Source organism: Streptomyces sp. CAU 1734 (assembly GCF_039888735.1).
Classification (GTDB): Bacteria; Actinomycetota; Actinomycetes; order Streptomycetales; family Streptomycetaceae; genus Streptomyces.
Window position 1 is genome coordinate 175,679 of the sequence record NZ_JBDQQP010000008.1, and the last position, 23,960, is coordinate 199,638.

16 protein-coding genes are annotated in these 23,960 nt (G+C 72.0%); 8 read left to right on the forward strand and 8 right to left on the reverse strand.

The window, feature by feature from the left end; translation table 11 throughout:
• Nucleotides 1-44: 44 nt before the first annotated feature.
• From AAFN69_RS17300 to AAFN69_RS17325, 6 genes are all read left to right on the forward strand, one after another.
• Entirely contained in the window at nt 45-440 is a 396-nt protein-coding gene (locus tag AAFN69_RS17300; protein WP_347729415.1) for a DUF4440 domain-containing protein, read from the forward strand.
• Between the two features lie 70 nt (nt 441-510).
• The gene (locus AAFN69_RS17305; protein ID WP_347729582.1) at nt 511-1,740 is read left to right on the forward strand and encodes an acyl-CoA dehydrogenase family protein; all 1,230 of its coding nucleotides are present in this window, start codon (nt 511-513) and stop codon (nt 1,738-1,740) included.
• Between the two features lie 32 nt (nt 1,741-1,772).
• Nucleotides 1,773-2,609, forward strand: coding sequence for an aldo/keto reductase (locus AAFN69_RS17310; RefSeq protein WP_347729416.1), 837 nt, complete (start codon nt 1,773-1,775; stop codon nt 2,607-2,609).
• Nucleotides 2,610-2,681: 72 nt separating this feature from the next.
• A complete protein-coding gene (locus AAFN69_RS17315) occupies nt 2,682-3,794 on the forward strand; it encodes a methyltransferase (protein ID WP_347729417.1) in 1,113 nt (370 codons plus the stop codon).
• Between the two features lie 142 nt (nt 3,795-3,936).
• Nucleotides 3,937-5,256, forward strand: a complete 1,320-nt coding sequence (locus tag AAFN69_RS17320) for an MFS transporter (RefSeq protein WP_347729418.1) — start codon at nt 3,937-3,939, stop codon at nt 5,254-5,256.
• A gap of 215 nt (nt 5,257-5,471) precedes the next feature.
• Nucleotides 5,472-6,428: a glutathione S-transferase C-terminal domain-containing protein gene (locus AAFN69_RS17325; RefSeq protein ID WP_347729583.1), complete on the forward strand. Its 957-nt coding sequence runs from the start codon at nt 5,472-5,474 to the stop codon at nt 6,426-6,428.
• Nucleotides 6,429-6,546: 118 nt separating this feature from the next.
• Here the strand turns inward: AAFN69_RS17325 and AAFN69_RS17330 are convergent, their stop codons facing one another.
• The 6 genes from AAFN69_RS17330 to AAFN69_RS17355 all read right to left on the reverse strand — a co-directional run bounded on the left by AAFN69_RS17330 (nt 6,547) and on the right by AAFN69_RS17355 (nt 15,325).
• The gene (locus AAFN69_RS17330; RefSeq protein WP_347729419.1) at nt 6,547-7,875 is read right to left on the reverse strand and encodes a cytochrome P450; all 1,329 of its coding nucleotides are present in this window, start codon (nt 7,873-7,875) and stop codon (nt 6,547-6,549) included.
• The gene (locus tag AAFN69_RS17335; RefSeq protein WP_347729420.1) at nt 7,872-10,841 is read right to left on the reverse strand and encodes an aminotransferase class V-fold PLP-dependent enzyme; all 2,970 of its coding nucleotides are present in this window, start codon (nt 10,839-10,841) and stop codon (nt 7,872-7,874) included. The genes AAFN69_RS17330 and AAFN69_RS17335 overlap by 4 nt, the downstream gene beginning before the upstream one ends.
• A gap of 329 nt (nt 10,842-11,170) precedes the next feature.
• The gene (locus AAFN69_RS17340; protein ID WP_347729421.1) at nt 11,171-12,100 is read right to left on the reverse strand and encodes a hypothetical protein; all 930 of its coding nucleotides are present in this window, start codon (nt 12,098-12,100) and stop codon (nt 11,171-11,173) included.
• On the reverse strand, nt 12,097-13,959 hold the full coding sequence (locus tag AAFN69_RS17345; protein ID WP_347729422.1) for a GMC family oxidoreductase: 1,863 nt from the start codon (nt 13,957-13,959) through the stop codon (nt 12,097-12,099). The genes AAFN69_RS17340 and AAFN69_RS17345 overlap by 4 nt, the downstream gene beginning before the upstream one ends.
• A complete protein-coding gene (locus AAFN69_RS17350) occupies nt 13,956-14,498 on the reverse strand; it encodes a hypothetical protein (protein ID WP_347729423.1) in 543 nt (180 codons plus the stop codon). The genes AAFN69_RS17345 and AAFN69_RS17350 overlap by 4 nt, the downstream gene beginning before the upstream one ends.
• A gap of 227 nt (nt 14,499-14,725) precedes the next feature.
• A complete protein-coding gene (locus tag AAFN69_RS17355) occupies nt 14,726-15,325 on the reverse strand; it encodes a TetR family transcriptional regulator (RefSeq protein ID WP_347729424.1) in 600 nt (199 codons plus the stop codon).
• Between the two features lie 113 nt (nt 15,326-15,438).
• Here AAFN69_RS17355 and AAFN69_RS17360 point away from each other — a divergent pair, with 113 nt between their 5' ends.
• Together AAFN69_RS17360 and AAFN69_RS17365 are read left to right on the forward strand one after the other, a co-directional pair.
• Entirely contained in the window at nt 15,439-16,629 is a 1,191-nt protein-coding gene (locus tag AAFN69_RS17360) for a cytochrome P450 (protein ID WP_347729425.1), read from the forward strand.
• Nucleotides 16,623-16,922 carry a ferredoxin gene (locus AAFN69_RS17365; RefSeq protein WP_347729426.1) on the forward strand — a complete coding sequence of 100 codons (300 nt, stop codon included), beginning with the start codon at nt 16,623-16,625 and terminating at the stop codon, nt 16,920-16,922. The genes AAFN69_RS17360 and AAFN69_RS17365 overlap by 7 nt, the downstream gene beginning before the upstream one ends.
• 140 nt (nt 16,923-17,062) lie before the next feature.
• On the opposite strand, the gene AAFN69_RS17370 is transcribed toward AAFN69_RS17365, so the two are convergent.
• Together AAFN69_RS17370 and AAFN69_RS17375 are read right to left on the reverse strand one after the other, a co-directional pair.
• Nucleotides 17,063-17,293, reverse strand: a complete 231-nt coding sequence (locus tag AAFN69_RS17370) for a hypothetical protein (RefSeq protein ID WP_347729427.1) — start codon at nt 17,291-17,293, stop codon at nt 17,063-17,065.
• 125 nt (nt 17,294-17,418) lie between these two features.
• Nucleotides 17,419-23,742, reverse strand: coding sequence for a DNRLRE domain-containing protein (locus AAFN69_RS17375; protein ID WP_347729428.1), 6,324 nt, complete (start codon nt 23,740-23,742; stop codon nt 17,419-17,421).
• Between the last annotated feature and the right edge of the window lie 218 nt (nt 23,743-23,960).

Genomic DNA, 23,960 nt, shown 5'->3' on the forward strand with positions numbered 1-23,960 from the left:
GACCGCCGACCGCCAGTCCGCAACAGGAGAGGACGACACACTCCATGAGCCCGCACACACCGCAGACGCCGGGGGTCACCGACCCGCACCGTCACACCGCGGCCTTCGCCCGTGCCTTCAACTCCGGTGACGCCGAGGCCGTACTCGCCTCCCGGGCGGCGGGCGCCGTCTTCGTCAAGGAGCCCGGCACCGAGCTCACCGGCGACGACGCCCGGCAGGCCGTCAAGGAGTTCCTCGCCCTCGGGCTGCCGATGCGGATCGAGGACCGGCATGTGTATGTGAGCGACGACATCGCCCTCGTCATCGCGGACTGGGTGGTGGAGGGCGACGGGCCGGACGGGAACCCGCTCCGCCTCGCGGGCACCAGCACCGATGTGATCCGCCGGGGCCCGGACGGCCACTGGCTCTCGGTGATCGACAACCCCGGCGGCACCGCCTGACACCGGCCGCCCGCCACCCTCCCTCCCCTCCCCTTCACACCCACCGAGCGAGGAGAACCCCGTGACCACGATCGTGCACGAGTCCGTTCCGGAAGAGTCCCGCCCCTCCTGGGCCGGGATTCCCCGGCCGACCACCACCGAGGGATGGATCAGGCGCGCCCACGAGGTGGCCGAGGTCATGACCGAGGGCGCGGCGGTCCGGGACCAGGAGGGACGGCCCCCCTTCGCCCAGATCCAGCTCCTCAAGGACGCCGGACTCGTCCCCGTCTTCGGTCCGGTGGAGCACGGCGGCGCGGGCCTGGAGTGGCCGGCGGCGTACCGGATCGTCCGGGCCGTCGCCGCCGCCGACAGCTCCGTCGGACAGCTCCTCGGCGACCACTACACCTGGTGCTGGCTGCCCACCGCGCTCGGCACCGAGGAGCAGATCGAACGCATCGCCCGCGAGGCCGCCCGGGGACAGTGGTTCTTCGGCTGTGCGCTCAACCCGCGCGACGCCGATGTGGTGGCCCGGGACATGGGCGACCATGTGGTCTTCGACGGCACCAAGCACTTCTGCACCGGTGTCCGGGTCTCCGACCGCACCGTACTGGAAGGGGTGATGCCGGACGGCCGCCATGTCATCGGCCTGGTTCCCACCGATCAGCCCGGCGTCGAGCACCACGGCAACTGGGACAACATGGGCCAGCGGCTCACCGAGAGCGGCGGGGTGACCATCCGGGACGTCACCATGCCCTGGACCGACGCCCTCGGCTTCCGCGACGGGGTCTTCGAGCCCGCCGCGCCCCCCGCGTACGCCACCATGAACATCCCCACCGGCCAGCTCCTCTTCGCCAACCTCTGGCTCGGCGTCGCCAATGGCGCGCTGCGCGCCGCGGTGGAGTACACCCAGAAGGGCCGGGGCTGGGGCGGCTATGAGCGGACCGTGGACGAGCCCCGGGTGCAGGACACCATCGGCGATCTCACCGCGAAGCTCTGGGCGGCCGAGGCATTCGTCGACCAGGTCGCCGAGGAGGCCCGCGAGCTGCACCGCAACCCCCACACGGTGACCGAGCGGGTGCGCGGGGAGCACAAGGTGCGGACCGCCGCGGTGAAGGTGCGCGCCGACGAGGTGGCCCTGGAGGTGACCTCCCGGATCTTCGAGGTCACCGGAGCCCGTTCGACCGCCAACTCCTTCGGCTTCGACCGCTTCTGGCGGAACGTGCGGACCCACACCCTGCACCACCCGGTCGCCTATCAGCGCCGTGAGGTCGGTCTGCACCGGCTCCTCGGCGAGATCCCGGAGCCCGGCCGCTACTCCTGACCGACCGAACACCCCGACCGAAAGGGCCCGCAGTGTCACAGTTCCCGCATCTGACGCTCAACGACGGCACCTCCATCCCCCAGCTGGGATTCGGCGTCTTCATGATCCCCGACGAGGAGGTGGACGAGCCGCTGGGCACGGCGATCGAGGCCGGCTACCGGCTGATCGACACCGCCGCCGCCTACGGGAACGAGGCGGGCGTCGGCCGGGCCATCGCCCGCAGCGGGGTGCCGCGCGAGGAGTTCACCGTCACCACCAAGCTGTGGAACGACGCCCACGGCCACGACGCGACCCTGCGGGCCTTCGACGCGAGCATGGAGAAGCTCGGTCTCGACTATCTGGACCTCTATCTCATCCACTTCCCCCGGCCCGCGCTCGGTGCCTATGTCGAGAGCTGGCGCGCCTTCGAGAAGCTCCGCGCGGACGGCCGCATCCGCTCCATCGGGGTCTCGAACTTCGCGCCGGCCGAGCTGGCCCGGCTCGCCGACGAGTGCTCGGTGGTGCCCTCGGTCAACCAGGTGGAGTTCCATCCCCTCTTCCTTCAGGAGGAGTTGCGCGCGGAGCACGAGCGGCGCGGGGTCGTCACCCAGGCGTGGAGCCCGCTCGGGCGCAACCAGGGACTCCTCCAGCACCCCACCGTCACCTCCATCGCCGCCGCCCACGGGCGCGGCCCCGGCCAGATCGTGCTCCGCTGGCATCTTCAGCTCGGTGTCGTGGTGATCCCCAAGTCCTCCCGGGCCGACCGGATCCGGGCCAATGCCGATGTCTTCGACTTCACTCTCGGCGAGGACGAGATGGAGCTGCTGAGCGGTATCGGCCACACCATGCGGTGCAATCCCGTCCCCGGCACCCTCTTCGACGTGTCCTGACCTCAGCCCCGAGCCCAGCGCATCACCCTTGACTCTGTCTCTGATCTGCCGACCCGCGTACGGAGAGAATCGATGACCACACAGCAGAGCGAGCCCAGCGTGTCCGGCCTCCTCGGAGCCGCCGGTGTCAGTGATCCGCCGGGCCCCGGCGGCCTGCGCTCCCGTACCGACCTGGCCGGGGTGCTCTTCGGGGCCGGAGCGTTCCAGATGCTCAACGCGGGCTGTGAGCTCGGCCTGTTCGAGCTGCTGCACGAGAAGCGGGCGCTGACCCTGGACGAGATCGGACCGGCGCTCGGCCTCCACGCCCGGCCGGCCGAGATCCTGCTGATGGGCGTGACCGCGCTGCGGCTCACCACGGTGGACGGCGCCGAGTACCGCAACTCTCCCGTCCTGGAGGAGATGTTCGGCGACGGTTTCTGGGAGATCTTCAAGGACCTCGTCGCCTTCGAGGCGCATGTGGTGTACGCGCCGCAGGCCGATCTGACGGAGAGCCTGCGGACCAACACCAACGTGGGCCTGGCCCGCTTCACCGGCGAGGGCGACGACCTGTACCACCGGCTGGCGGCCGATCCGAAGATGGAGGAGCTCTTCTACCGCTGCATGCGCTCCTGGTCCCGGCTCTCCAACCCGATCCTGGTGGCCAAGGCCGATCTGACCGGGACCCGCCGGGTGCTCGACGTCGGCGGCGGGGACGGCGTCAACGCGATCTCCCTGGCCAAGGCCAACCCGGGGGTGGAGTTCACCGTCCTCGATCTGCCCGGGGCGGTGGCCATCGCCGAGCGGAAGATCGCCGAGGAGGGCCTGTCGGACCGGATCTCGGTCCAGGCGTGCGACATCTTCGACGACCCCTACCCCGGCGGGCACGACGCCGTGCTCCTCGCCAACCAGCTCGTCATCTGGTCCCCGGAGCAGAACCTCGGCCTGCTGCGCAAGGCGCACACCGCCCTCGAACCGGGCGGCAAGGTGATGATCTTCAATGTGATGTCGGACGACCGGGGCGACGGGCCGCTGTACTCGGCCCTGGACAACGCCTACTTCGCGACCCTGACGGCGCCCCGCAGCATGATCTACCGCTGGGCGCACTACGAGCAGTGGCTGGTGGAGGCCGGATTCGGCGATGTGCGCCGGCTGCCCGGCGACACCTGGACCCCGCACGGGGTGATCAGCGGGGTCAAGCCCGCTTAGGGGCGCACAGGAGGGGTGAACGGAGAGCGCCCGCCGGATCCGGCGGGCGCTCTCCGTGCGCGCGTGAGGCGAAGAGTGAGGTGAGAGCGGAGCCGCCTACCGTCGGAAACGTCCCGCAGACACGGCCATCGGGGGTCTCCGCATGTCATCAGTCCCACTGCCCCGGACTCTTCTCGTACTCTGCCTGAGCCAGGGCGTGGGCGCGATCGGCCTGGCCGCCGGTGCCGCCGCGGGCCCGCTGCTCGCCGAGGAGGTGACCGGCTCCGCCTCCCGCGGCCCGATGGCGATGGGCGCGCTGGTGGTGGGTTCCGCGCTCGCCGGGCCGGCCGCCGCCGCGCTGATGCGCCGCAAGGGCCGGGTGCCCGGCCTCGCGGCCTGCTATCTCACCGCCGCGCTCGGCGCGCTGATCGTCATCCTCTCGATCTCCTGGGGCGCGCTCGGCTCACTGGCGTTCGCCGCGCTCCTCGCCGGAAGTGTGCTGCTCGGAACCGGAACCACCGGCTCGATGCTGGGCCGCTATCTCGCCGCCGATCTGGTCGGCGCGGGACGGCAGGCACACGCCATGGGGCTCGCGGTCGGCGCGCTCACCATCGGCGCGGTGGCCGGACCGGTGCTGCTCGGCCCCTCGGGGGCGCTCGCCGCGTCGCTCGGGCTCGACCGGCTGACCGGACTCCATCTGATCGCCATGGTGGTCTTCCCCCTCGCCGCGCTGATCTGCGTTCCGCTGCACGGCATCTCGCGCCGCGCCGGCGCAGCGCGCGAGGGCTCCGAAGCCGTGCCGGAGACCGCCGCCGCACCGCCGGGGGAGGCCGCGGCGGTGCCCGCTCCGGGCGGCCGGATCCTGCCGCTCGCCGTGCTCGCGACCGGCAATCTCTCCATGGTGGCGATCATGGGCTCGGCCCCCGGCCATCTCCAGCACCACGGCTGGAGCCTTACCGCGGTCGGTGTTCTGATGGCCGCTCACATCGGCGGCATGTTCGCCTTCTCGCCGGTCTCCGCCGCGCTCTGCCGCCGGCTGGGCTCCCGGACGACCGCCGTCATCGGGGCCGGGGCGATGGTCGCGGTCCTGCTGCTGGGCGTACTCGGCCTCGGCCGGACCTCCGACGCCGTGGTGGTCTTCCTGGTCGGCGCGGCCTGGAACATGCATCTGGTGAGCGGCAGCGCCTGGCTGGTGGAGGTGACCCCCGAGCCGCTGCGGCACCGCACCGAGGGCCTGGGCGAGCTGGCCATGGGCGCGGCGGCGGCCGTCGGCACCTTCGCACTCGCCGGGCCGCTGCTGGCGCTGGGCGGGCTGGCCGCGGTGTGCGCCGCGCTGGCGGTGGTCGGCGCGGGTGCCGGGGTGGTCTTCCGGTTCGGCGGCGGCCGGCGGAAGAGCACGGGGCCGGCGGCGGCGTCCGCGCCCGAGGTGTCACCCGCGCCGGAGGCGTCGCCGGCACGCGCCGACGACCTCACCCGGTCCTGACCCGCGCCCCGCGTCTCTGCCCGGCCCCGGCGCCTCCCGCCCCGCGGCCGGGCTCGCGCGTTCCCGTATCCGTACGCCCGCATGCCCGTACGCCCGCATCCGGTCCCGGCCCCGATCCGCGTGCCGGGCACAGCGACCCGTACCCGACAGGAAACCCGTACCCCATCCCCGTACCCGGGAGGACTGAGCAGACCATGAGCGAGGACACCTCCGTGATGTCCGCGACCCGGTTCAACGGCCGCATCCGCGCGGTGGGCGGCGCCCATCCCGCCGAGGCCGGCCGCTACCGGCTGGCGGCGAGCCGGGCCTGCCCCTTCGCCGGGCGGGCGCTGATCGTCAGAAGGCTGATGGGCCTGGAGCACGCGGTGTCGGTGGCCTTCACCGACCCCGTCCAGGACGAGCGCGGCTGGCGGTTCCCGGAGCCCGATCCGGTGCTCGGCATCCGCTTCCTCAGTGAGGCGTACTTCGCCGCCGCCCCCGGATACGACGCCGGGGTCAGCGTGCCGGCGATGATCGACATCCCCAGCGGCAAGGTCGCCGCCAATGACATCGACACCCTCTCCCTCGACCTGGCCGTCGAGTGGGGCGCACACGCCCGCGCGGGCGCGCCCGACCTCTACCCGACCGCGCTGCGCGGCGAGATCGACGCCATGAACGCCGACACCTTCCGGAACGTCAATATCGCCGTCTACGAGGCCGGCACCGCTTCGACCCAGCAGGAGTACCTGGCCGCCTACCGGGCCCTCTTCGACTGCCTGGACCGGCTGGAGAAGCATCTGACCCGGCAGCGCTATCTGGTGGGGGAGACCATCACGGAGGCCGATGTCCGGCTCTTCACCTCACTGGTCCGGTTCGACGTGATCTACCACGGCCACTTCAAATGCAACCGGAATCTGCTTGTCCAGATGCCGGCTCTCTGGGGGTACGCACGCGACCTCTTCCAGACGCCGGGCTTCGGCGACACCGTCGACTTCGACGACATCAAGCGGCATTACTACACCGTGCTGGACACCGCCAATCCGCATCACATCATCGCGGGCGGCCCGGATCTCTCGGGCTGGCCGACCCCGCACGGCCGGGAAGTCCTGGGCGGCCGGCCGTTCGGTGACGGTACGCCGCCGGGCCCGCCGCCCCCGGGCGAGGAGGTCCCCGAGGCCGGCCGCCCCGGCTGACCCGGACCGGCGCCCCGGTACGCGGCGGGCCCGGCCGCCCCCTCGCACGCGGCGGGGCCGTGACCACCCTCCCCCGGTCACGGCCCCGCCGCGGGTTTCCCCCGCCTCTTTGTCCTTCTCACCGCGCGTCGTGCACCACACAGCGGGCCTCGTCCGCCGGGGCCATGAAGATGCCCTGCTGCCGGGCGCGCGGCACCGGGCCGACCGGGGTCAGCCGGATGCCGGAGACCGCCATGGCCATGATCATCCGCATCTCGGCGAGTGCGTAGCCGCGCCCCACACAGGTACGGGTGCCGCCGCCGAAGGGACCCCACACATAGTGGTCGGTCCGGCCGGTGAGATGGCGCTCCGGCTTGAACGACAGCGGGTCCGGATAGAGGTCCGGGCTGCGCTGGAGCACATGGGCGCAGTGCACCAGAATCGTCCCGGGCGGCAGCAGATAGTCGTCCAGCCGCAGCGGCGCGGTCACCATGCGCACCCCGTTCAGCGCCGACACCGGATGCAGCCGCAGCGCCTCCAGCAGTGTCGCGTCCACCAGCTCCAGCGAGCCGAACTCGTCCCGCCGCAGAGGCCGGTGCCGGAACCGGTCCCCGACCTCGGCCCGCAGCGCCCGCTGGGCCGGCTCACTGTGCATCATCTCCACGAAGGCCCAGGAGAGGGTGTTGGCGGTGGTGGAGAAGCCGGTGTAGAGCAGGCTGAAGATCTCGTCGCGGATCACCTCGTCGGTGAGCGACGCGTCGCCGTCCGCCGCATGCCGCAGCAGGGACGCCAGTACGTCGTCCCGGCCCAGGGCGTCGGACTTCGCCAGATGGCCCGGCATCCGCTCGGCGACGAACGCCCTGATCTCCTGGTCGGCGGCGAACATCTCGGCACCCGTGAGGCGGGCGCTCTCGGTCCGCGGCAGCAGCGCGGTCAGCCGGAGCCGGTCCGCCGCGTCGAAGTTGCCGCACACCACCTCCGTGATGATCTCGCCGGTGAGGAGCTGGAGCGCCGGGAAGAGCTCGAAGGGCCGGTCCCTGGGCCAGGAGGCGAGATGGCTGTCGACCGCCTCCTGGATGATGGCCACATAGTCGCGGTTCCCGCTGAAGGCCGGGTGCAGCTGGGAGCGCCGGCGGCGGTGCGAGCGCCCGTCGATGTAGCCCACCGACTCCTCGGTCGTGCCGAAGAAGACCTGGTTGGCCTGTGCGCCGCTGGTCACCGCCTCGCCCGAGGTGTACATCACCTTCAACTGCTCGGGCCGGGTGAGGAACACCCACTCGCCCCGGTGCTCGACGCCCGGCACCTCCGCGTTGCCGAGCGAGCCCAGCCGGAGGGTGAAGGGGGTGCCGTACCGGCGCGAGGCGTCCTCCACACAGGCGAAGGGATCGCGCTCGAACCAGGCGAGCTGGTCGGCGACCGGAGCATTCGGCCCCGGCGGCACGGACTGTACTTCGGTGAGGGTCATCATGACGCGAAACTCCTGTCCGAATGGTCGGAGCCGGCGAGGGCGCCGGAGCCGGCGCGGTCCGTCTCCTCAAGCGTCTCCCTGGCCCACTTGAGATCCGCGAGCAGCCGGTCCAGCACCGCCGCGTCCGTGCGGTGGTGCATCACACAGGCACGCAGCACCGTGCCCAGACCCGGCAGTGTGGAGGTGGCCAGATAGACATTGCCGCGGGAGTTGATCAGTTCGCACAGCCGCTCATTGAGCCGGTCCACCACATCGCCGTAGCCCTCGATGGCCCCGCCCGCCGGGCAGTGGACCCGGAAGACCACGGTCGGCAGATGCGGACGGCCCCGCGGCACCACCGTCACCCCGTCCAGGGACGCCAGCCGGGAGGCCAGATCGTCCGCGAGGTCGAGAGTGTGGTCGAGCGCGTCCTCGAAAGCCCCCAGACCGTGCATCCGCAGCGGCAGCCAGGCCGTGAGCCCGCGGATCTCCCGGGTCACCTCGGGACCGTAATTCATGAAGTCCGGACGGTCGTCGTCGTCCGACAGCTCGGGAATGTAGGCCGCTCCCGGTATCGCGAACGCGGCCTTCAGGGTCTCCTTGCGGCGCACCAGCAGCGCGGAGTTGCCGTGCGGCAGGAAGAGCGACTTGTGCGCGTCCACCGCGATCGAGTCGGCCAGCTCCGTCCCCGCCAGCAGGGCCCGGCCGCGTTCGGTGAGCCGGAAGAAGCCGCCGAAACAGGCGTCCACATGGAGCCAGACACCCGCCTCCCGGCAGACCTCGGCGATCGCCGTGATGTCGTCCACCGCACCGGTGTTGGTGGTGCCCGCGGTCGCCACCACATAGGCGGGAACGATTCCGCGCGCCCGGTCCTCGGCGAGCATCGCCCGCAGCGCGCCCACGTCCATCCGGAGATCGCCGTCCAGCGGCACCGACCGCACCCGGTCGCTCCGCACCCCGGCGAGCTTGGCCGCCTTCTGCACCGAGAAGTGCCCCTGCGCGGAGACATACACCGCCGACCGGTGGCGCTCGTCCTCCGCGATCGGCTCCAGCGCACACCGGAGCGCCATGAAGTTGGCGATCGAGCCGCCGGTGGTGAGATAGCCGAACGAGCCCTCCCCGTAACCCATGGCCGAGCAGTACCAGCGGACCACGGCCGACTCGATCTGGACGAACCCCGGCGCCGCCGCCCACGCCCCGGCGAACCGGTTGAGACTGCGGGAGACGAACTCGCCCACCGCGCCCTGGAAGAGACCGCCCGAGGGGACATGCGAGAGGAAGCCCGGGTGGGCGTGCATCATCCCGCTGGGCAGGGCCTGCTCGAAGACCTCGTCCAGCAGCTGGGTCAGCTCGGTTCCCTCGTACGGAGCGGACCGGCCCTGCGACGGCAGCGGGCCGGCGCCGATGCGATCGAGGTCGCCGAAGGAGGCCGGATAGACATTCCCGGCCAGCGCCGACTGGTACGAGGCGACCCGCTCGGCCACCCGCTCCAGCAGCTCCCGCTCCTGCGCCGGGCTGAGGCCGAGACCGTTCCCCGGGCTGAGCGTCGTCACCGGGGCGGGCAGATGCCCGTCCTGGTCCGCGATGGCCGCGACATAGGCCTCGATGATGGTCTCGCTGTCCCGCTCCGGGTCCAGCCGGGCGCACAGCGCGTCCAGGACGGCGCACTGCCGGGTGTAGCGGGCGGTCACCTCGTGGTACGGCGTATGGGTGAAGGCCACCGCGTGGTACAGGGGCAGATAGAGGTCGGGGTACCGCTGGTGGATCCGCTTCTCCAGCGCCGTCCTGGCCTGGAACTCGGGGCTGGCCGCCCGGTCCTTCAGCGTCCCGCCCATGGCCAGGGAGAGATCGGCGATGGCGTCGCCGTTCGGCTTCCTGGTACGGGTGAACTCCGGCAGCGTCACATCGATGGCGGCGAGCGGACCGAGCTCCGCGACATTCGCGTCGTACAGCGACATCAGCGCGCGGACATCCTCGAAACTGCAGTTGATGCCCTGCCCGAAGAACGGCACCAGGGTGTGCGCGGCGTCCCCGAGCAGAACCGTGCGCTGGTGATGATAAGGAAAGACGCGAATTGTCTTGAGCGGGGCCGGGGAAACAGCCAGAACATCGGCCGCCAGTGAGGGAAGGAATTCGACGACGTCCGGGAAATTCTCGGAGAACAGCTTGACGACGTCCTCGGGAGTCCGCATCGTCTCCCAGCTCGGCTGCTCCGGATCGGGATGGGTGAGCGGCATCCACAGCCCGGTGGTGTATGTCCCGTCCGTATTGGGCTGCGAGATCAGCATGAAATGCCCGCGCGACCAGATGTGCAGGCCGTGCTGCTCGCTGAGCGGCTGTCCGGGGTCGCGGTAGGCGCGCAGCAGCGGATGGCCGCCGTCCGCGTCCGCGGGCATCGTGACCTCGACGAAGCCGTCGCCGAAGTGGTCCTGGGAGACCTGCATCCGCGCCCCGGAGCGGGAGAGCGCATGCCGCACCATGCTGTTCGCGCCGTCGCATCCGATGAGCAGATCGGCGTACGCCTCGGTCACCGAGACGCCCCTGACCGCGAAGGTGGCCCGCGGAATGGCCAGGTCGGCGCCCACGAACTCATGGTGGAAATGGAGGCGCGCGCCGGCGCTCTCGGCCTTCTCCAGCAACAGCTGATGGAGTTCGCCGCGGGGAATGGAGAGCAGATGGTGCTCGGGCTCCGTCCCGTACAACTGGTAGTTCACCGTGCCGTCCGCCGCGTGCACGATGCGCTGCGGCAGCGGTACGCCGTGCTCGTAGAGCAGCTTCAGCACATCCTCGTCGAGGGAGTCCAGACCCCTTTTGGTGAGGGTCAGATTGAACGAGTGGCCGCGAGTGGGAGGGTAGCTGCGGAAATCGGGACCGCGTTCATAGATGTCCACCTCGAACGAACGCTTCAGTAATTCGATCGCGACGACGCACCCGACCGGTCCGCCCCCGACGACGACCGCTCGCAGCGAACGTGATTCCTCGGGCATCTATGTCTCCTGTCCATCCGGCTAGAAAACGGCTGCCTGGACAGTGAATTTAGGAACGGAATCTCTCGCCGGTCTCTCTCTCCTCTCTCCCTGTGATACCGGAGCGAATTGAGAGCGGAGTGAGAGCGCGCCGGGGAATTTTCGCGGCCGGTGCGCGGGGCCGGTTCGCGGGGGCGGTGCGCAAGGGCGGCGGGGAGGGGCCGGCGCGGAGGAGCCGGCGCCCCCGGGGCCGGATGGCCGTGAGCGCCGGCGCGCGGGCCCGCGCCCCGCGCCCGACGGCCGCGAAACCCGGTCGCCGCGCCCCCGGGGACCGCGCGCGGGCGACCGCCCTACCCGGCCGCCGGGCCGCCCGTCACCGAGCGCGGCACATAGTACGGACGGTTGTGCGCGGCGACCGGGGCGGACTGATGACTCCACGCGCCGGCCGCCGGAGCGTCGCCGATCAGGGCCAGCAGATCGGCGCCGGCCGGTGCGGAGGCGTCGTGGACCCGCAGCCGCACCCGGCCCGTCTCGGCCGGGGACAGACGGAAGTACTGGTACGGCTGGTACACATGCATCGGTCCGGCCAGCGGGCGTCCGGCCGCGTCGATGCCGTAACCGGTGACGGGAGTGTGGTTGACCGGGACACGGGGGAGCCCGGTCAGATCGGCCGAGAAGGAGAAAAGGGTCTCCTCCCGGCGTTCGATCGCCCCCTCCCGCGGCGAGTGCACCGCCGCCTTGCAGGTGATGTCCCACAGCTCGCCCACCGGGCCGTTGGGGGAGGGCATCGTCACCTCGAACCAGGCCGGGTACTTCGGCTCGCCGAAGAGCCGCGTACCGGCGGCGATGGCGAGTGCGCTGTCGCAGAGCACATGGAGCCGGGCGATGCCGAGCAGCTTGGTCTGGTCGTATCCCTGCGCGAACTCCTCGTAGGAGAGCCGGGCGACCCGGCCGGTGCTCGCGGTGGGCAGGGCGATGACGCTGTACTCGATCTCCTGGATGATCGCGCCACCGCTCGGGTACTGCGCGAAGTACAGCTGGTAGTTGAGGGTCACACAGGCCCGGCCGCCGAAGTCGGCGGCGGTCAGATCCGGATACCGCCGGGCCAGCACCGCGCGCACCGGCGCCGGATCGACCAGATGGTCGACACCGATGTTGTGCAGGGCTCCGTAGTGGAAGGGCAGCAGATACGGGGCGGACACGGGCGGCAGGGCGAGGGGAACGTCCCCGGCGCGGGCGGTCGCGGGGCCGGCCGCTGAATCGGTGGCTGAGTCGGTCACGGGGCTTCGGTCTCCTCGGGGACGGCCGGTTCCGGGACGCGCCCGGGGCCCGGCGGCCGCACGGTCACCCGGCGCGACCCGGTCAGATCGCGGTGGATCCGCTCCGCGCTGCGCAGAGTGATCGCGGCCATGGTGAGGGTCGGATTGGAGGTGCCGAGGGAGGGCATGCTGCCGCAGCCCACGGCGTACAGATTGGGGTGGTCCCAGCAGCGCTGCCAGGAGTCGACCACCGAATTCGCCGGGCGGTCGCCCATGATGTGGGTGCCGGCGCCGTGACCCGCGCCCCGGTACGCCCAGCCGGCGCCCCCGTACTCGTACCAGCCGGGCTGGGACGGCCCCGGCTCGTACCGGCTGTGGTCCTCCGCCCCCAGCAGCGCGAAGATCTGGGCGGACACCGCTCCGGCCGCGGCCACGCCCGCCTTCACATGGTCGGAGAGGTCATAGGTGAGGACCGGACGCGGCTGTCCCAGCCGATCGCGGCGGGCCGGGTCGAGAGTGACCCGGTTGGCGGGGTCGGCGCTCTGCTCCAGCTCGAATTGCAGGGCGAACTGCCGCCCGACCCGGTCACCGACGGCCCGGCGCAGCTCCGTGCCGAAGAGCCCGTGCTCCCGCCCGGGGCCGCCGTTCCGCAGCAGCGCGGCGACCTCGGTGCCCGGCGGTCCGGCCGCCCAGAGCCAGCCCCAGTTGCCGATCTCGATCCGGAAGGGCGCCCTGACCGCCCGGGCCGGACCGAAGCGGAACCCCTCCAGACCGGAGGTGGAGCCCGGCCCCCGGTAGGGACCGGCCGGCCGGGGCAGCAGCCCCCAGGTGAGCAGTACCGGATGATCCATCAGATTCCGGCCGACCTGGTCACTGGAGTTGGCGAGACCTGAGGCGAGCAGCAGCCGCGCGTTCTCGATCGCGTGCGCCGCCAGGACGACGGTGTCCGCGCGCACGGTGTGCCGGGTGACCGCCGTCCCGGGCCCGCCGTACCGCCGGTACTCGACCCCGGTGATCCGGCCCCCGGCACCGGCGAGGACCCGCACCACCGGTGAACGGGTGCGCAGGGTCACCGCCGGCCCCCAGCGCCGCTGGGTGCGCAGCGGTGTCCACTTCGCCCCGGTGGGGCAGACCGGAATACAGCTCGCGCTGCCGGCGCACGCCGGGCCGTCCGCCCCGCCGTCGGCGGTGTTGCGGGCCTGGGGCGTACCGACGACCCGCAGCCGTGCCGGACGGCGCGGATACGCGGGATCCACAGCGGTGCGCCCGTCCAGCCGCTCGGCCACCAGCCGGTCCAGATGACTCGCCGGAACCGGGCCGTGCGGGAAGGAGTAGCCCTCGGGCAGCGGCAGACCGACCTGCTCCCGCTGCTCCGCCGCGTCACCGGCGACACCGAGCTCGCGCTCGGCCGCGCGATAGTACGGCTCCAGCTCCGCGTAGCCGATGGGCCAGTCGCGGCCGTACCCGAAGCCGGCGGTCCGGAAGTCCTCCGGGTGCATCCGGGGGGCGAGCCCGGTCCAGGCCGTACCCGTACCGCCGTTGACCCGGACATAGCCGCTGCTGTACGGCAGCCGGCCGTTCTGGAGGACGTGGCCGTGTGCCCGGTGGCCGCCGCCGGGGAGACCGGCCGGATCCAGTACGTCCGGCGACGGGACCAGCGGATTCTCCGCGATGGCGGCGGTGGGCACCTTGACCGCCGCCGCCCGGAACCGCTCCGGGTCCACGGCGGGGCGGCCGTCCCCGTCGCCGTCGCCCACCCCGGCCTCCAGCACCAGGACCCGCCGGCCACGCGCGCCCAGCTCCTTCGCCAGCAGCGAGCCGGCGACACCCGCGCCGACCACGACCACCTCGAAGTGCTCCTCCCGCTCCCCGCCGCTCAACGCGCCCCGCTCCCCGCCGGATCGGAGCGCGGATCGGAGCGCGGGCCGGGGGGAGGGCCGGGAAGGGGGCCGGGGGGAGGGCCGGGAAGGGGGCCGGGGGGAGGGCCGGGAAGGGGGCCGGCGGGCGCATCGGCGGCGGGCGGCAGGGACCAGGAGCCGGGTCCCGGTCCGGCCGTCCCCGGCGGCCGGGCGCCGAAGGTCCGCCACACCAGCCCGTTCTCATATGCCCGGGCGGCGGGCTCCCCGGGCGGGTGCGCCGGACCGCCCGCCCCCGGCCACACCCCCACGTACCAGAGGTGACAGACCGCCCGGGCGAGCTCGTCCGCCTCCTCGTCACCACCGCCCGGGACATACACATCGGCCCCGGTGGCGGCGGCCAGCCTCCCCACGAGCGCGGGCCCGGCCCACCGCTCCACCAGCTCCCGGTGGGCCCCGGCCATACCGGTCGCCCGGAGCTCCGCCGCGCCGAAGCCGGTGAGCACCGCCGACAGCCGGAGAAAGCGCTCGTCCCCGGAATCCCCCCGGTTCGGCTCCCTCACCGGTGCCCCCGCTCGCCGTGCCGGCCGTGGACGGTCAACGACATCTGCCGGCATCCCCTCGTCGGACTGGCCGCCCCCGGTCAGGGGCGCATCCGCCGGGATCCCTACCTCGGCACTCGCGGGTTCATGCCTGGAGAGCTCGCCGAGTGTGAGCGAACGCCAACTCAGCGTGGCCGAAAGTGGTTTGTGGTGAGCCCGCGGCCCCGCTCACTCCGCCCGCGGCCGGCTCACTCCGCCCGCTGGTCCGCCGGCGCGGACCACAGATGCCCGAGCGTGCCGAGGACGAGACGGCAGACCGCCTCCGGATCGGCGCCGGCCAGCGGCTCGCGGGCCACCACGGTCCGCATGAGGCCGATGCCGAGCAGCCAGGCCATGGCCAGATCCGCCCGCAGCGCGCCGTCCTCCGCCCCCGAGAGCGTGGCCAGCGCGCTCCGGTACTCCTCGCCCAGCTCCCGCAGCGTGCCGGCCGCCTCGTCCCCCCGGCCGATGGACCGCAGATAGACCTCCAGGGAACGATCGTCGCCGCCGGTGGCGCTCCCGGTCAGCAGGGAGCGCAGCGATGACTCGAAGAGCTCACCGGGCGGTGTCGCGCGCAGCCGTTCGAGGCCGCCCTGGGCGACCACCTCGGTCAGCAGCCCCCGTTTCGAGCCGAAGTACCGGAAGAGAAGGGCCTGATTGGCGCCCGCCCGCTCGGCTATGTCGCGGACCGTCGCCGCTTCGTAGCCGCGCTCGGCGAACAGATCCCGGCCCGCTTCGAGGAGCCGCAGCCGGGTGGCCGCGGCATCCCGGCGGCGCTCCCGGGCCGGTGGTCGGATGGGCTCTTCCACGTCGTCAGATCCTCTCCCGGCAGCCGTCAACACAACGGCCTTAAAGCGTCGTTGACCGTCCGGAGGGCCGGTCCTACGGTTGTAAGCACCTGCTTACAGCATGGGAGGCCGTAGTGACAGCAGCCGGCACGACACCCCTCGCCTACCCTTTCAACACCTCCGAAGGACTGGAGCTCGCCGAAGCCTACGAGCGCGTCCGCGACCAGCCGGGCCTGTTACGCGTACGGATGCCGTACGGCGAACCGGCCTGGCTCGTCACCCGTTACGCCGACGCCCGCTTCGTCCTGGGCGACGCCCGCTTCAGCCGGGCCCTGGGCGCGCGGCACGACGAGCCGCGGCAGAGCGAGGGCCGCTCGAACAGCGGCATCCTCAGCATGGATCCGCCCGACCACACCCGGCTGCGCTCCCTGGTGGCGGGGGCGTTCACCGTCCGCCGGGCGGAGCAGCTCCGCCCCGGGATCCGTGAGCTCGTGGCCCGCCTTCTCGACGACATGGAGGCCGCCGGGCCGCCCGCCGACCTGGTGGCCTTCTTCGCGCTCCCGCTGCCGGTCGCGGTGATCTGCCGGCTGCTGGGGGTGCCCGTGGCGGACCAGCCGCGCTTCCGGGTCTGGAGCGAGGCGATCCTCTCGACGAGCACCCTCACCGCCGCCGAGTTCGATGCCAATCTGGCGGAGATCCGCTCCTATCTGCTCGAACTGCTCGATGACCACCGGCGCCGTCCGCAGGACGACCTGATGACCGAACTGATCGAGGCCAGGGACGGCGGGGACCGTCTGTCGGAGGCGGAGCTGGTCGATCTCTGCATGGCCGTCCTGGTCGCCGGACACGAGACCACCGCGTCCCAGATCCCCAACTTCGTTTTCACCCTGCTCCAGCACCCGGATCAGCTTGCCCTGCTCCGGGAGCGGCCCGAGCTCATCCCCAACGCGGTGGAGGAGCTGATGCGCTTCGTCCCGCTCGGCAGCGGCGCCGGCCAGGCGCGGTACGCGACCGAGGACATCGAGGTCGGCGGCACTCTGGTCCGCTCCGGTGAGCCGGTTCTGGTCGCCGCGGGCGCGGCCAATCACGACGCGCTGCGGTTCACCGCCCCGGGCGTGCTCGATGTCACCCGGGAGGCCGGCCGGCACCTCGGCTTCGGCCATGGAATCCACCACTGCCTGGGCGCGCCGCTCGCCCGGCTGGAACTCCAGGAGGCGCTGAGCGCGCTCATCGCCCGATTCCCGGGGCTGCGCGCGGCCGGTGATGTGACCTGGAAGAGCGCGATGATCGTGCGGGGTCCGCGCGTCATGCCGGTCGCGTGGTGACCGGCGGCGGTGACGGCCGGGACAGCCATGACAGGCGTGACGGTCACGAGGGCCGCGACGGTCCGGGGCGGGTGACCGCCGGGGCGTGGGACATCAGTGTCGACGGCGGGCTCTGCCTGGGATCGGGCATGTGTGCCGGGCTGGCCCCCGAGGTGTTCGCCTTGGACGGCTGGCACGCGCGGGTGCGGGAGGTGCCGGCCGGGCCGGATCCCCGGGTCCTGGAGGCGGCCGAGATCTGCCCGGCGCAGGCCATCACCGTCCGCGAGGGGACCGCGCCCGCCGGTCCCGGCTGACGACTGACGACTGACGGCTGACGGCTGCGGGCGTACGGCCCGGTCCCGATGGACGCCGGCGGGCGTACGCTCCCGGTCGTGACGGACGCCCCCGGTCACGGCCGGCGCGTCCGCGCCGGCCGCCCGGGTCGCGCGCCGGGTCAGGAGGAGGTGCGCCGTTCATGCCTCTTGGCGGTCCGGCCGATGGCGAACCAGCCCGCGAGAATGACCGCCGAGCCGATCGCGCTCAGCGGCGGATACGCCAGGGACACGCCTATGAGCACCGCGACCATCGCCATGATTCCCCAGGACGAGGAGAGCCGCCGGTCGATGGCGACGGCGGCCCGGGTGAGCGGCGCGTCCGTGGTCCGCCGCGCGGGAACATCGTTCATTTTCCAAGCCTTTCGCATGTGCCCCCGCCGGGCCCGGGCGCGGTGCCCGGACCCGGCGGGAGCTGAAAACCGCTTGATCCCCATCCTGTCCCCGCCCCTGGAGGCGGGTTCAGGTCACTCCGGGGTCATCGGATCCAACGGGTTCCGAATCCCCAGTGCTGGTGCACCTTGCGGCGGCGGTCCCGCACATAGCTGGACTCCCGCCGGAATCCCTGGCTCCAGTTACGGGCGGTCTGCGGGTTGCCGATCGTCCGCCAGCGAGTGAACACACCGGGCCCGACGACCGTGGCCGCACCGTAGATCATGCGCGACCGGTAACCCGACCAGGAACGGCGGGCGTACCCGATGCGGTAACTCGCCGCGCCGCCACCCGCGCCGAAGGCCGCTCCGATCAGGAGACCGCCCGCGCCGGCGCAGATTCCGGCCGTGGCCGCCACACACGCACCGCCGATGATGCCGATGCCGATACCCGCGGCCCATCCATAGATCTTACGGTTCCGCTTGATGTGCCGGCCGACCGAACTGTTCTTGAAACTCTTCCACTTCTTCTTGGCCCAGCCCCACTTGCCGTCGAGGTCGTACCGGTTCAGCGGGTCGCCGTTCACATACTCGTAGGCGTTGGCGTTGCCGCCGTAGGCCGGGTCGGGTGAGAGGAAGCGGCCGGTGCCCGGGTTGTAGAGCCGCACACCCATCAGGGTGAGCCCGGTGGCCGTCTCGGCGGACCGCTGCTTGCCGCCCAGCCAGCCGTAACGCGCGGCGATCCGGCCGGCCCGCGGGTTGCCGTACTCGTCGTGGTCGAGCGCGACCGGTGCCTGCGAGACATCCAGCGGGAGCTGGAGCGCCACACCGCCGTGGATGGTGGTCAGCTGGAGCACCGTGCCGGCCGTGGTGCCGGTGGTGGCGGCCAGATCGCCCGAGATCGACTCGACATTGCGGGTCAGCGCGCCCGAAGCGGTGTCCTCCACAATCCAGCGAGGGGCGTCGCCATCGCTGTCGTAGTGATTCCGCTTGGACGCGGTCCGGGCCCAGGTGGAACCGGAACCGGTCTCCTTGACCCAGGAACGGTGGCGCAGATTGGCGTCCAGCTGCCAGGTCTGGCGCTGCCCGTTCGCGGTCTGCTGGTGGACCAGGTCATTGGCGTAATAGCCGATGGTGCCGTGGCCCGGCAGCGCCGTGGTGCGGCCGAAGGCGTCATAGGTGTATCCGGCGTCCACGAGCCGGTCACCGCTGTCGTAGGTGTGCGTGGTGGAGGTGCCTCCCGCGGTGGGGCAGTTGCCGCCCGGTGTACCGGTCGCACTGGTGAGACCGGTGCGGTTGGTGCGGGCGTCGAAGGCGTAGGTGCGCAGGGTGCAGACGGTGTCGGCGGTGTCGGCCACCGTCTTCAGCCGGCCGGCGGCGTCATAGCCGTAACTCTGGTCCGACCAGCCCGCGTGGGTGGTCACCTGACCGTGGATCGACTCCGTCACCGCGTCCGAGTAGACGGTGGTGCCGTCGCTGTCACGGGTGTAGGTGCGTCCCGTGGCCGAACCGGTGGTGTCCTCCGCCGCCCTGAGTGTGTAGCCGCCGGGCAGTTTCTCCTCGGCCACCCCGCCGTCGGCGTCGTAGGACGCCTCGAAGGCACCGGCGACCGAGTGGGTGTTCCGGGTGGCCAGACCGCGCGGCTCGGCCGTGTGGTCATAGCTGTACTGGACCGTGGCCGGGGAGGTGTCGGAGACCTTCACCGGCCGGTTGAGCAGGTCGTACTCGGTGCTCGTGCGCCCGCCGTCCGCGTCGGTGTAGGAGATCTGGCGGCCGAGCCGGTCGAAGGCGCTGGTGATCGTGCCACCGGTCGGCGAGACGGTGCGGAGCGCCCGCCCGGTCTCCGGGTCGTACTCGATCGCCGACTGCGGAAGCGCCTGCCCGGTGCCGCCGGTGATCGCGGTCGTGGTGAGCCGGCCCGCGGCGTCGTACGAGCTGGTGGTCGTCCGGGTGACCCCATTGGCCGTCTCGGTGACCTTGGCCGAGTTGCCCCAGCGGTCGTACTCGGTGGTGCTGGTGGGCAGCTGCGACGGCTGGGAGCCGCCGCCGGTGATCGCACCGGCCGGGCCGGTGGAGCAGACGAGATCGGCCCACTCGGGACGCCCGGAGCACGCCCCGGTGCCGCCGGCGGTCCAGTAGCTGGTGACCCGGGTCGCCGCGTCCGTACCGCTCGCACCCGGCAGCAGCTGCCGGACCAGCCGGCCCTGGGCGTCGTACTGGGTCTCCGTGACCAGGGCGAGCCCGCCCGGGTCCTGGATCGACTTGGTCGCCAGGCCCTTCGGCCAGTCGTAGACCGTCTGCGAGACCCGGGTCTCACCGTGCACGGACGGGTGCTCGCGCACCTGCGCCCCGGTGACGACCCTGGTGACCTGGTCCCGGGACTTGGCCGTGCCGTCGGTGGGACGGCCGGCGTCGTACTCCTTGACCGTCCAGGAGCGTGCCATCGCCGAGGTGCCGGAGGGCAGGAGCACCGTGCCGCCGGACGTGAGATCGGCCGTCAGGTCGATCCGGTGCAGCGGCCCGAACTCCTCCACCTCACGGGTGCCGGTCGCGTTGAAGACCGAGCGGCTGGAGAGCAGTTCGGCGCGCTCCGCGCCACTGAGCCCGGCGACACCGAGCGACGCCCGGACCGCGCGGTCCCCGGCGGTGAGGCCGAGGGCGATGGCCCGGTTGCCGGCCGTCAGCTCGCGGACGGTGTTGCCGAACCGGTCGTACTCGGTGGTGGTGATGTGTCCGCCGGGGGAGGCGGAGTTGACCTCACGGCCGGAGACCCCGAGGTAGTGCACCCCGGCACGCCGGTAGTCGGCCGCGGTGAGCCCGCTGCCGGAGTGCGCGGACGGTACGGAGTCGGCCGGGAAGAGGGCCGTGGCGTCCACCGGGGCGTCGAGCTGCCCCCAGGCCCGTACGTCGTTCGCGCCCATCGGGTACGGCGCGGAGCCGCCGGTCAGGGGTACGTCGTAGACCACACTGGTGGCCGCCGTGCCCTGCTGGGTGCCGGTGGTTCCCTGCTGGAGGCCGGACCGCTCGGTCCTGAGCAGCATGCCCTCGCGGGCGCCGGTGCCGTAGGTGAAGCTCCACGGCAGCTCGCCGGGCGGGGTGAGCCTCGTGACCCGGCCCGCGCCGTCGTACTCGTACGCCGTCTTCAGCGCCGGGGTGATCCGGGGGTTCCACACCTCGCGCAGCCGGCCCGCGCCGTCGTACGCGTACGACTGGACCGCGACCGCGGTGGACGCGGCGGCTCCGGGCTCGGTGGCCCAGAGCTTCACCTCCTTGACCTGGCCGGTGACGTCACCGAGCCCGGAGGCGGTCGCGGTGGTGGCGGTCGCGTAGACGTACTCCACCAGCCGGCAGCCCTTGACGGACGGGTCGGCGGCGCAGGCCGCGGCGGTCGCCGCCGAGGTGGGGGCGATGACCCGCCTGGGACGGGCCAGTTTCCTGCCGTCCACGGTCACGGTCTCCGAGACCACGGTGGTCTCGGTGTTGTTGAGCCCGTCCAGCAGGGTGCTGGAGACCTGCCAGGTGGCGGCGGCCGGGTCGGGCTTGGTGAATTCGGTGACCGTGCCGTCGGTGTCCGCGAGGGTGAACGAACCCGAGGTGCTGCCCCGCAGGGTCAGATCCTCGGTCCCCGGCTCCGGGATCCAGCCGTTCCGCCCCGCGTTGGCGGTGAAGTGGAGCGAGTCGCCCTCGGAGAGCACCACATCGACAGCGGTGTCGGAGACCCGGCGCACATGGCTGTACGTGGTCTCCTGCTCGTCCTCGGCCGCCGTGCCGGCGACCCACTCCTTGCCGAAGATCGCGGCCTGGCCCTGCTGCCGGGCCCCCTTGTCCGGCACGCGCGAGGACGCGGTGCGGGAGATGCCCAGGTCGAAGGCGGCGGCGTCGGAGGAGGACAGGATGTGGTCGCCGGTGAGCAGATTGACCGAGCCCGGTCCGATCGACTCCGACGCGGCGCCGGACGCGTTGCGGTCCACGACGACCGTGAGCGGCTCGGTGGCGCCGGCGGCGCCCGCAGGGCCGGTGAAGTCGGCCTTCAGCTGGACCGTGCCGTCGGGGTTGACGGTGTCCGAGGCGTTCCAGACCAGTGCGGCGTTGCGCCCGTTGACCAGCGGGACCGGCCAGGCGCCGACGGGGCTGCCGCCCGATGTCACATCCCCTGCGGGGATCCTGACCCAGGGGTCGGCGGCGGAACGGCGCCAGGAGAAGGAGACCGCGTCGTACTTTCCGGCCTCCGCCTCGGCGACCAGCGGCAGCCGGCGTGCGGTGCGCTCGCCCTCGCCGGGCTCGATGAAACCGCCGGGGCCCGCGTGGAAGGTGTGGCTGACGGCCTCGGACTTGTTGTCGGCCTTGTCGACGGCCCGCACCTGGAGGGTGTGGGTGCCGTCCTTCGGCGGGGCGACGGAGAGGTCCTTCGCGCCGGCCGTGCCTCCGGTGGCGTGCTTGGTCCAGGTCACCCCGTCCAGGGACCATTCGAGCCAGTTGTGGTCACCGGCGGGCGGGGTGACGGTGAAGGTGCCGGCCTGCCCCGCGCCCCTGACCCACTGCCCGGTCGGGTAGTCCGCCGACGTGATCGCGGTCGGCGCGGAGGGTGCGGAGGTGTCGACCGTGAAGGTCTTCCACGCCGACCAGCCGGTGTTGTAGTGCGCACCGTCGTAGGGATTGGTGCGGAAACGATACTTCTTGCCGTTCGTCAGCCATCCCGCCGGCACGGTGGCCGAGACCGGCTGCCCGGACGGCGCGTACGGGGAGACGAACGGCGAGCCGACCTGGGTGTTGGCGGCGTCGTCGAAGATCTGGAAAGTGCCGTTGACCTTGTCGCCGTTGGCGTCGACGAAGGTGTCGCGGAGGGTGGGGGTGAGGGTGTTGACCAGGTAGTCGCCGCCGTAGGAGAAGTACGGGGGTCCCGCCTCCTGCTTGGTGCCGGTGCGCGGACGGTAGTTGTACGTCACCGTCAGCTTGGGCGGGTTGGCGGCGGCGTTGGAGGAGTTGACCCGCTTCCACTGCGCGGTGGCCGTCTCACTGGTGGCGCGCAGACCCATGTGCCCGCGGGCGGCCTTGGCGGAGGCCCACTCCTGGACGAGACCGGTGACGTCGGCGTTGATCCAGCCGTCGGGGGCTCCGGCACAGCCGGGGTTGCCCTTCGTCTCGGTGGAGGTCGCCTTCTTCGCCGTCCAGCCGGGCTGGGAGGTCCAGCGGGTCGCGGTGTTGGCGTATCCGGTGGACCAGACCTCCCAGGGCTGGGCGGCGCAGGTGGTGTTGCCGGAGTGGAAGTTCCACAGCGACAGCTTCGCGTCGGTGATCAGGGCGTCCTGGACGGGCGCGGTGTCCCAGGAGATGAACGACCGGGCCGTGCGCGGGGTGCCGTTGGGGTTGGTGGTCCCCGGGTTGCCCAGGTCCAGCTCGGTGTCGGCGGACCAGTCGACCGTCTCGCCCTGCTGGACATAGCTGTCGAAGACATTGCCGAGCGCGGAGGTGGACGGGTCGACCGTGACCGGGTACTTCGTCCGGGGGTCGGCCAGGAACTTCGCGTCCGGGGTGATGACGAGGTCGGCGCCGTTCCTGGTCGGAACGGCCTTCATGGCGACCCGGGCCCGGCGGGTGTGCTCGCCGGAGACCTTGTCGGTGCTCGCGTCCCACATCACCGGTGCGGGCATCACCGCGTGCTTGTTCTTCGCGCGGTCGGTGAAGAGGAGACTGCCGTCCTTCAGCTGCTTGAAGGTCAGCCCCTTGGCGCGCAGCGGCAGCGTGTAGGAGTAGTCCGCGTCCGCAGGCCGCCGGTTGATCTCCACGAACTGCTCGAACCCGGTACGGGTGGCCTCCACGACCACGTCCGCGCCGGGCACGGCGTTGGGGTACTCGGCCCGGGTGCCGGTCAGCTTCGGGGCGGGCAGTCCGCCCCGCCACTGGAGGGTGATCGCCCGGTCGCCCTCGCCGAGGGTGACCAGGTCGGTGGCCCGTGCGGTGCGCGCGGCCTGGATGGAGGCGGCCGGAACACCCGACTTCCCGGCCAGCCGGAGCCCTTCGGGATGCGCCTTCGGCTCGACCCCGCCGTCACCGGACCGCACCAGGTCCAGCTCGACATCACGCCAGCTCCGGGTGGCGTCGTCCTTGAACCGGACCGGCCCGGCGGCCAGCTCCGTGGTGAGGGAGCCGTCCTTGTTCACCCAGGTCGTCGAGGTCTCCGTACGCTCCGAGAGCGCCTCGACCCGCTTGCCCGACAACCGCGCGGCGACCCGCGCCGACGCGATGTCCGCGGCCTGGGTCACCGCCTGCTTCTTCGCCGCCCGCGGGGCCGCACTCGCCTCGGCGGCACCGGCCGCCCCGTCCAGCAGGGTCACGGCCAGCGTCAGCGCCAGCCCGCACGATATATGTCGAAGACTCGCCTTCGACCACTGCCGTCCGCGCTCGTGTGGCGCGGGTCTCTCCACCGTCATGGTTCCCGGTCTCTCTCGGTTCCTGTGCATTACCTGTGGGTGATGCCTGGGAGACCGTACTGGGGAGTACCGGCCGCCAACTGTCCCCTCTGGTCGGATAATTGATGCTATGAGGGTTATTCGCGCAACGTGATCTTGTTCATTGCGCATATGCCATGGGCATGATTAACGGTGGTGCTGCGGGTGCTGCGGGTGCTGCTGGTGGGCGCCGTTCAGCC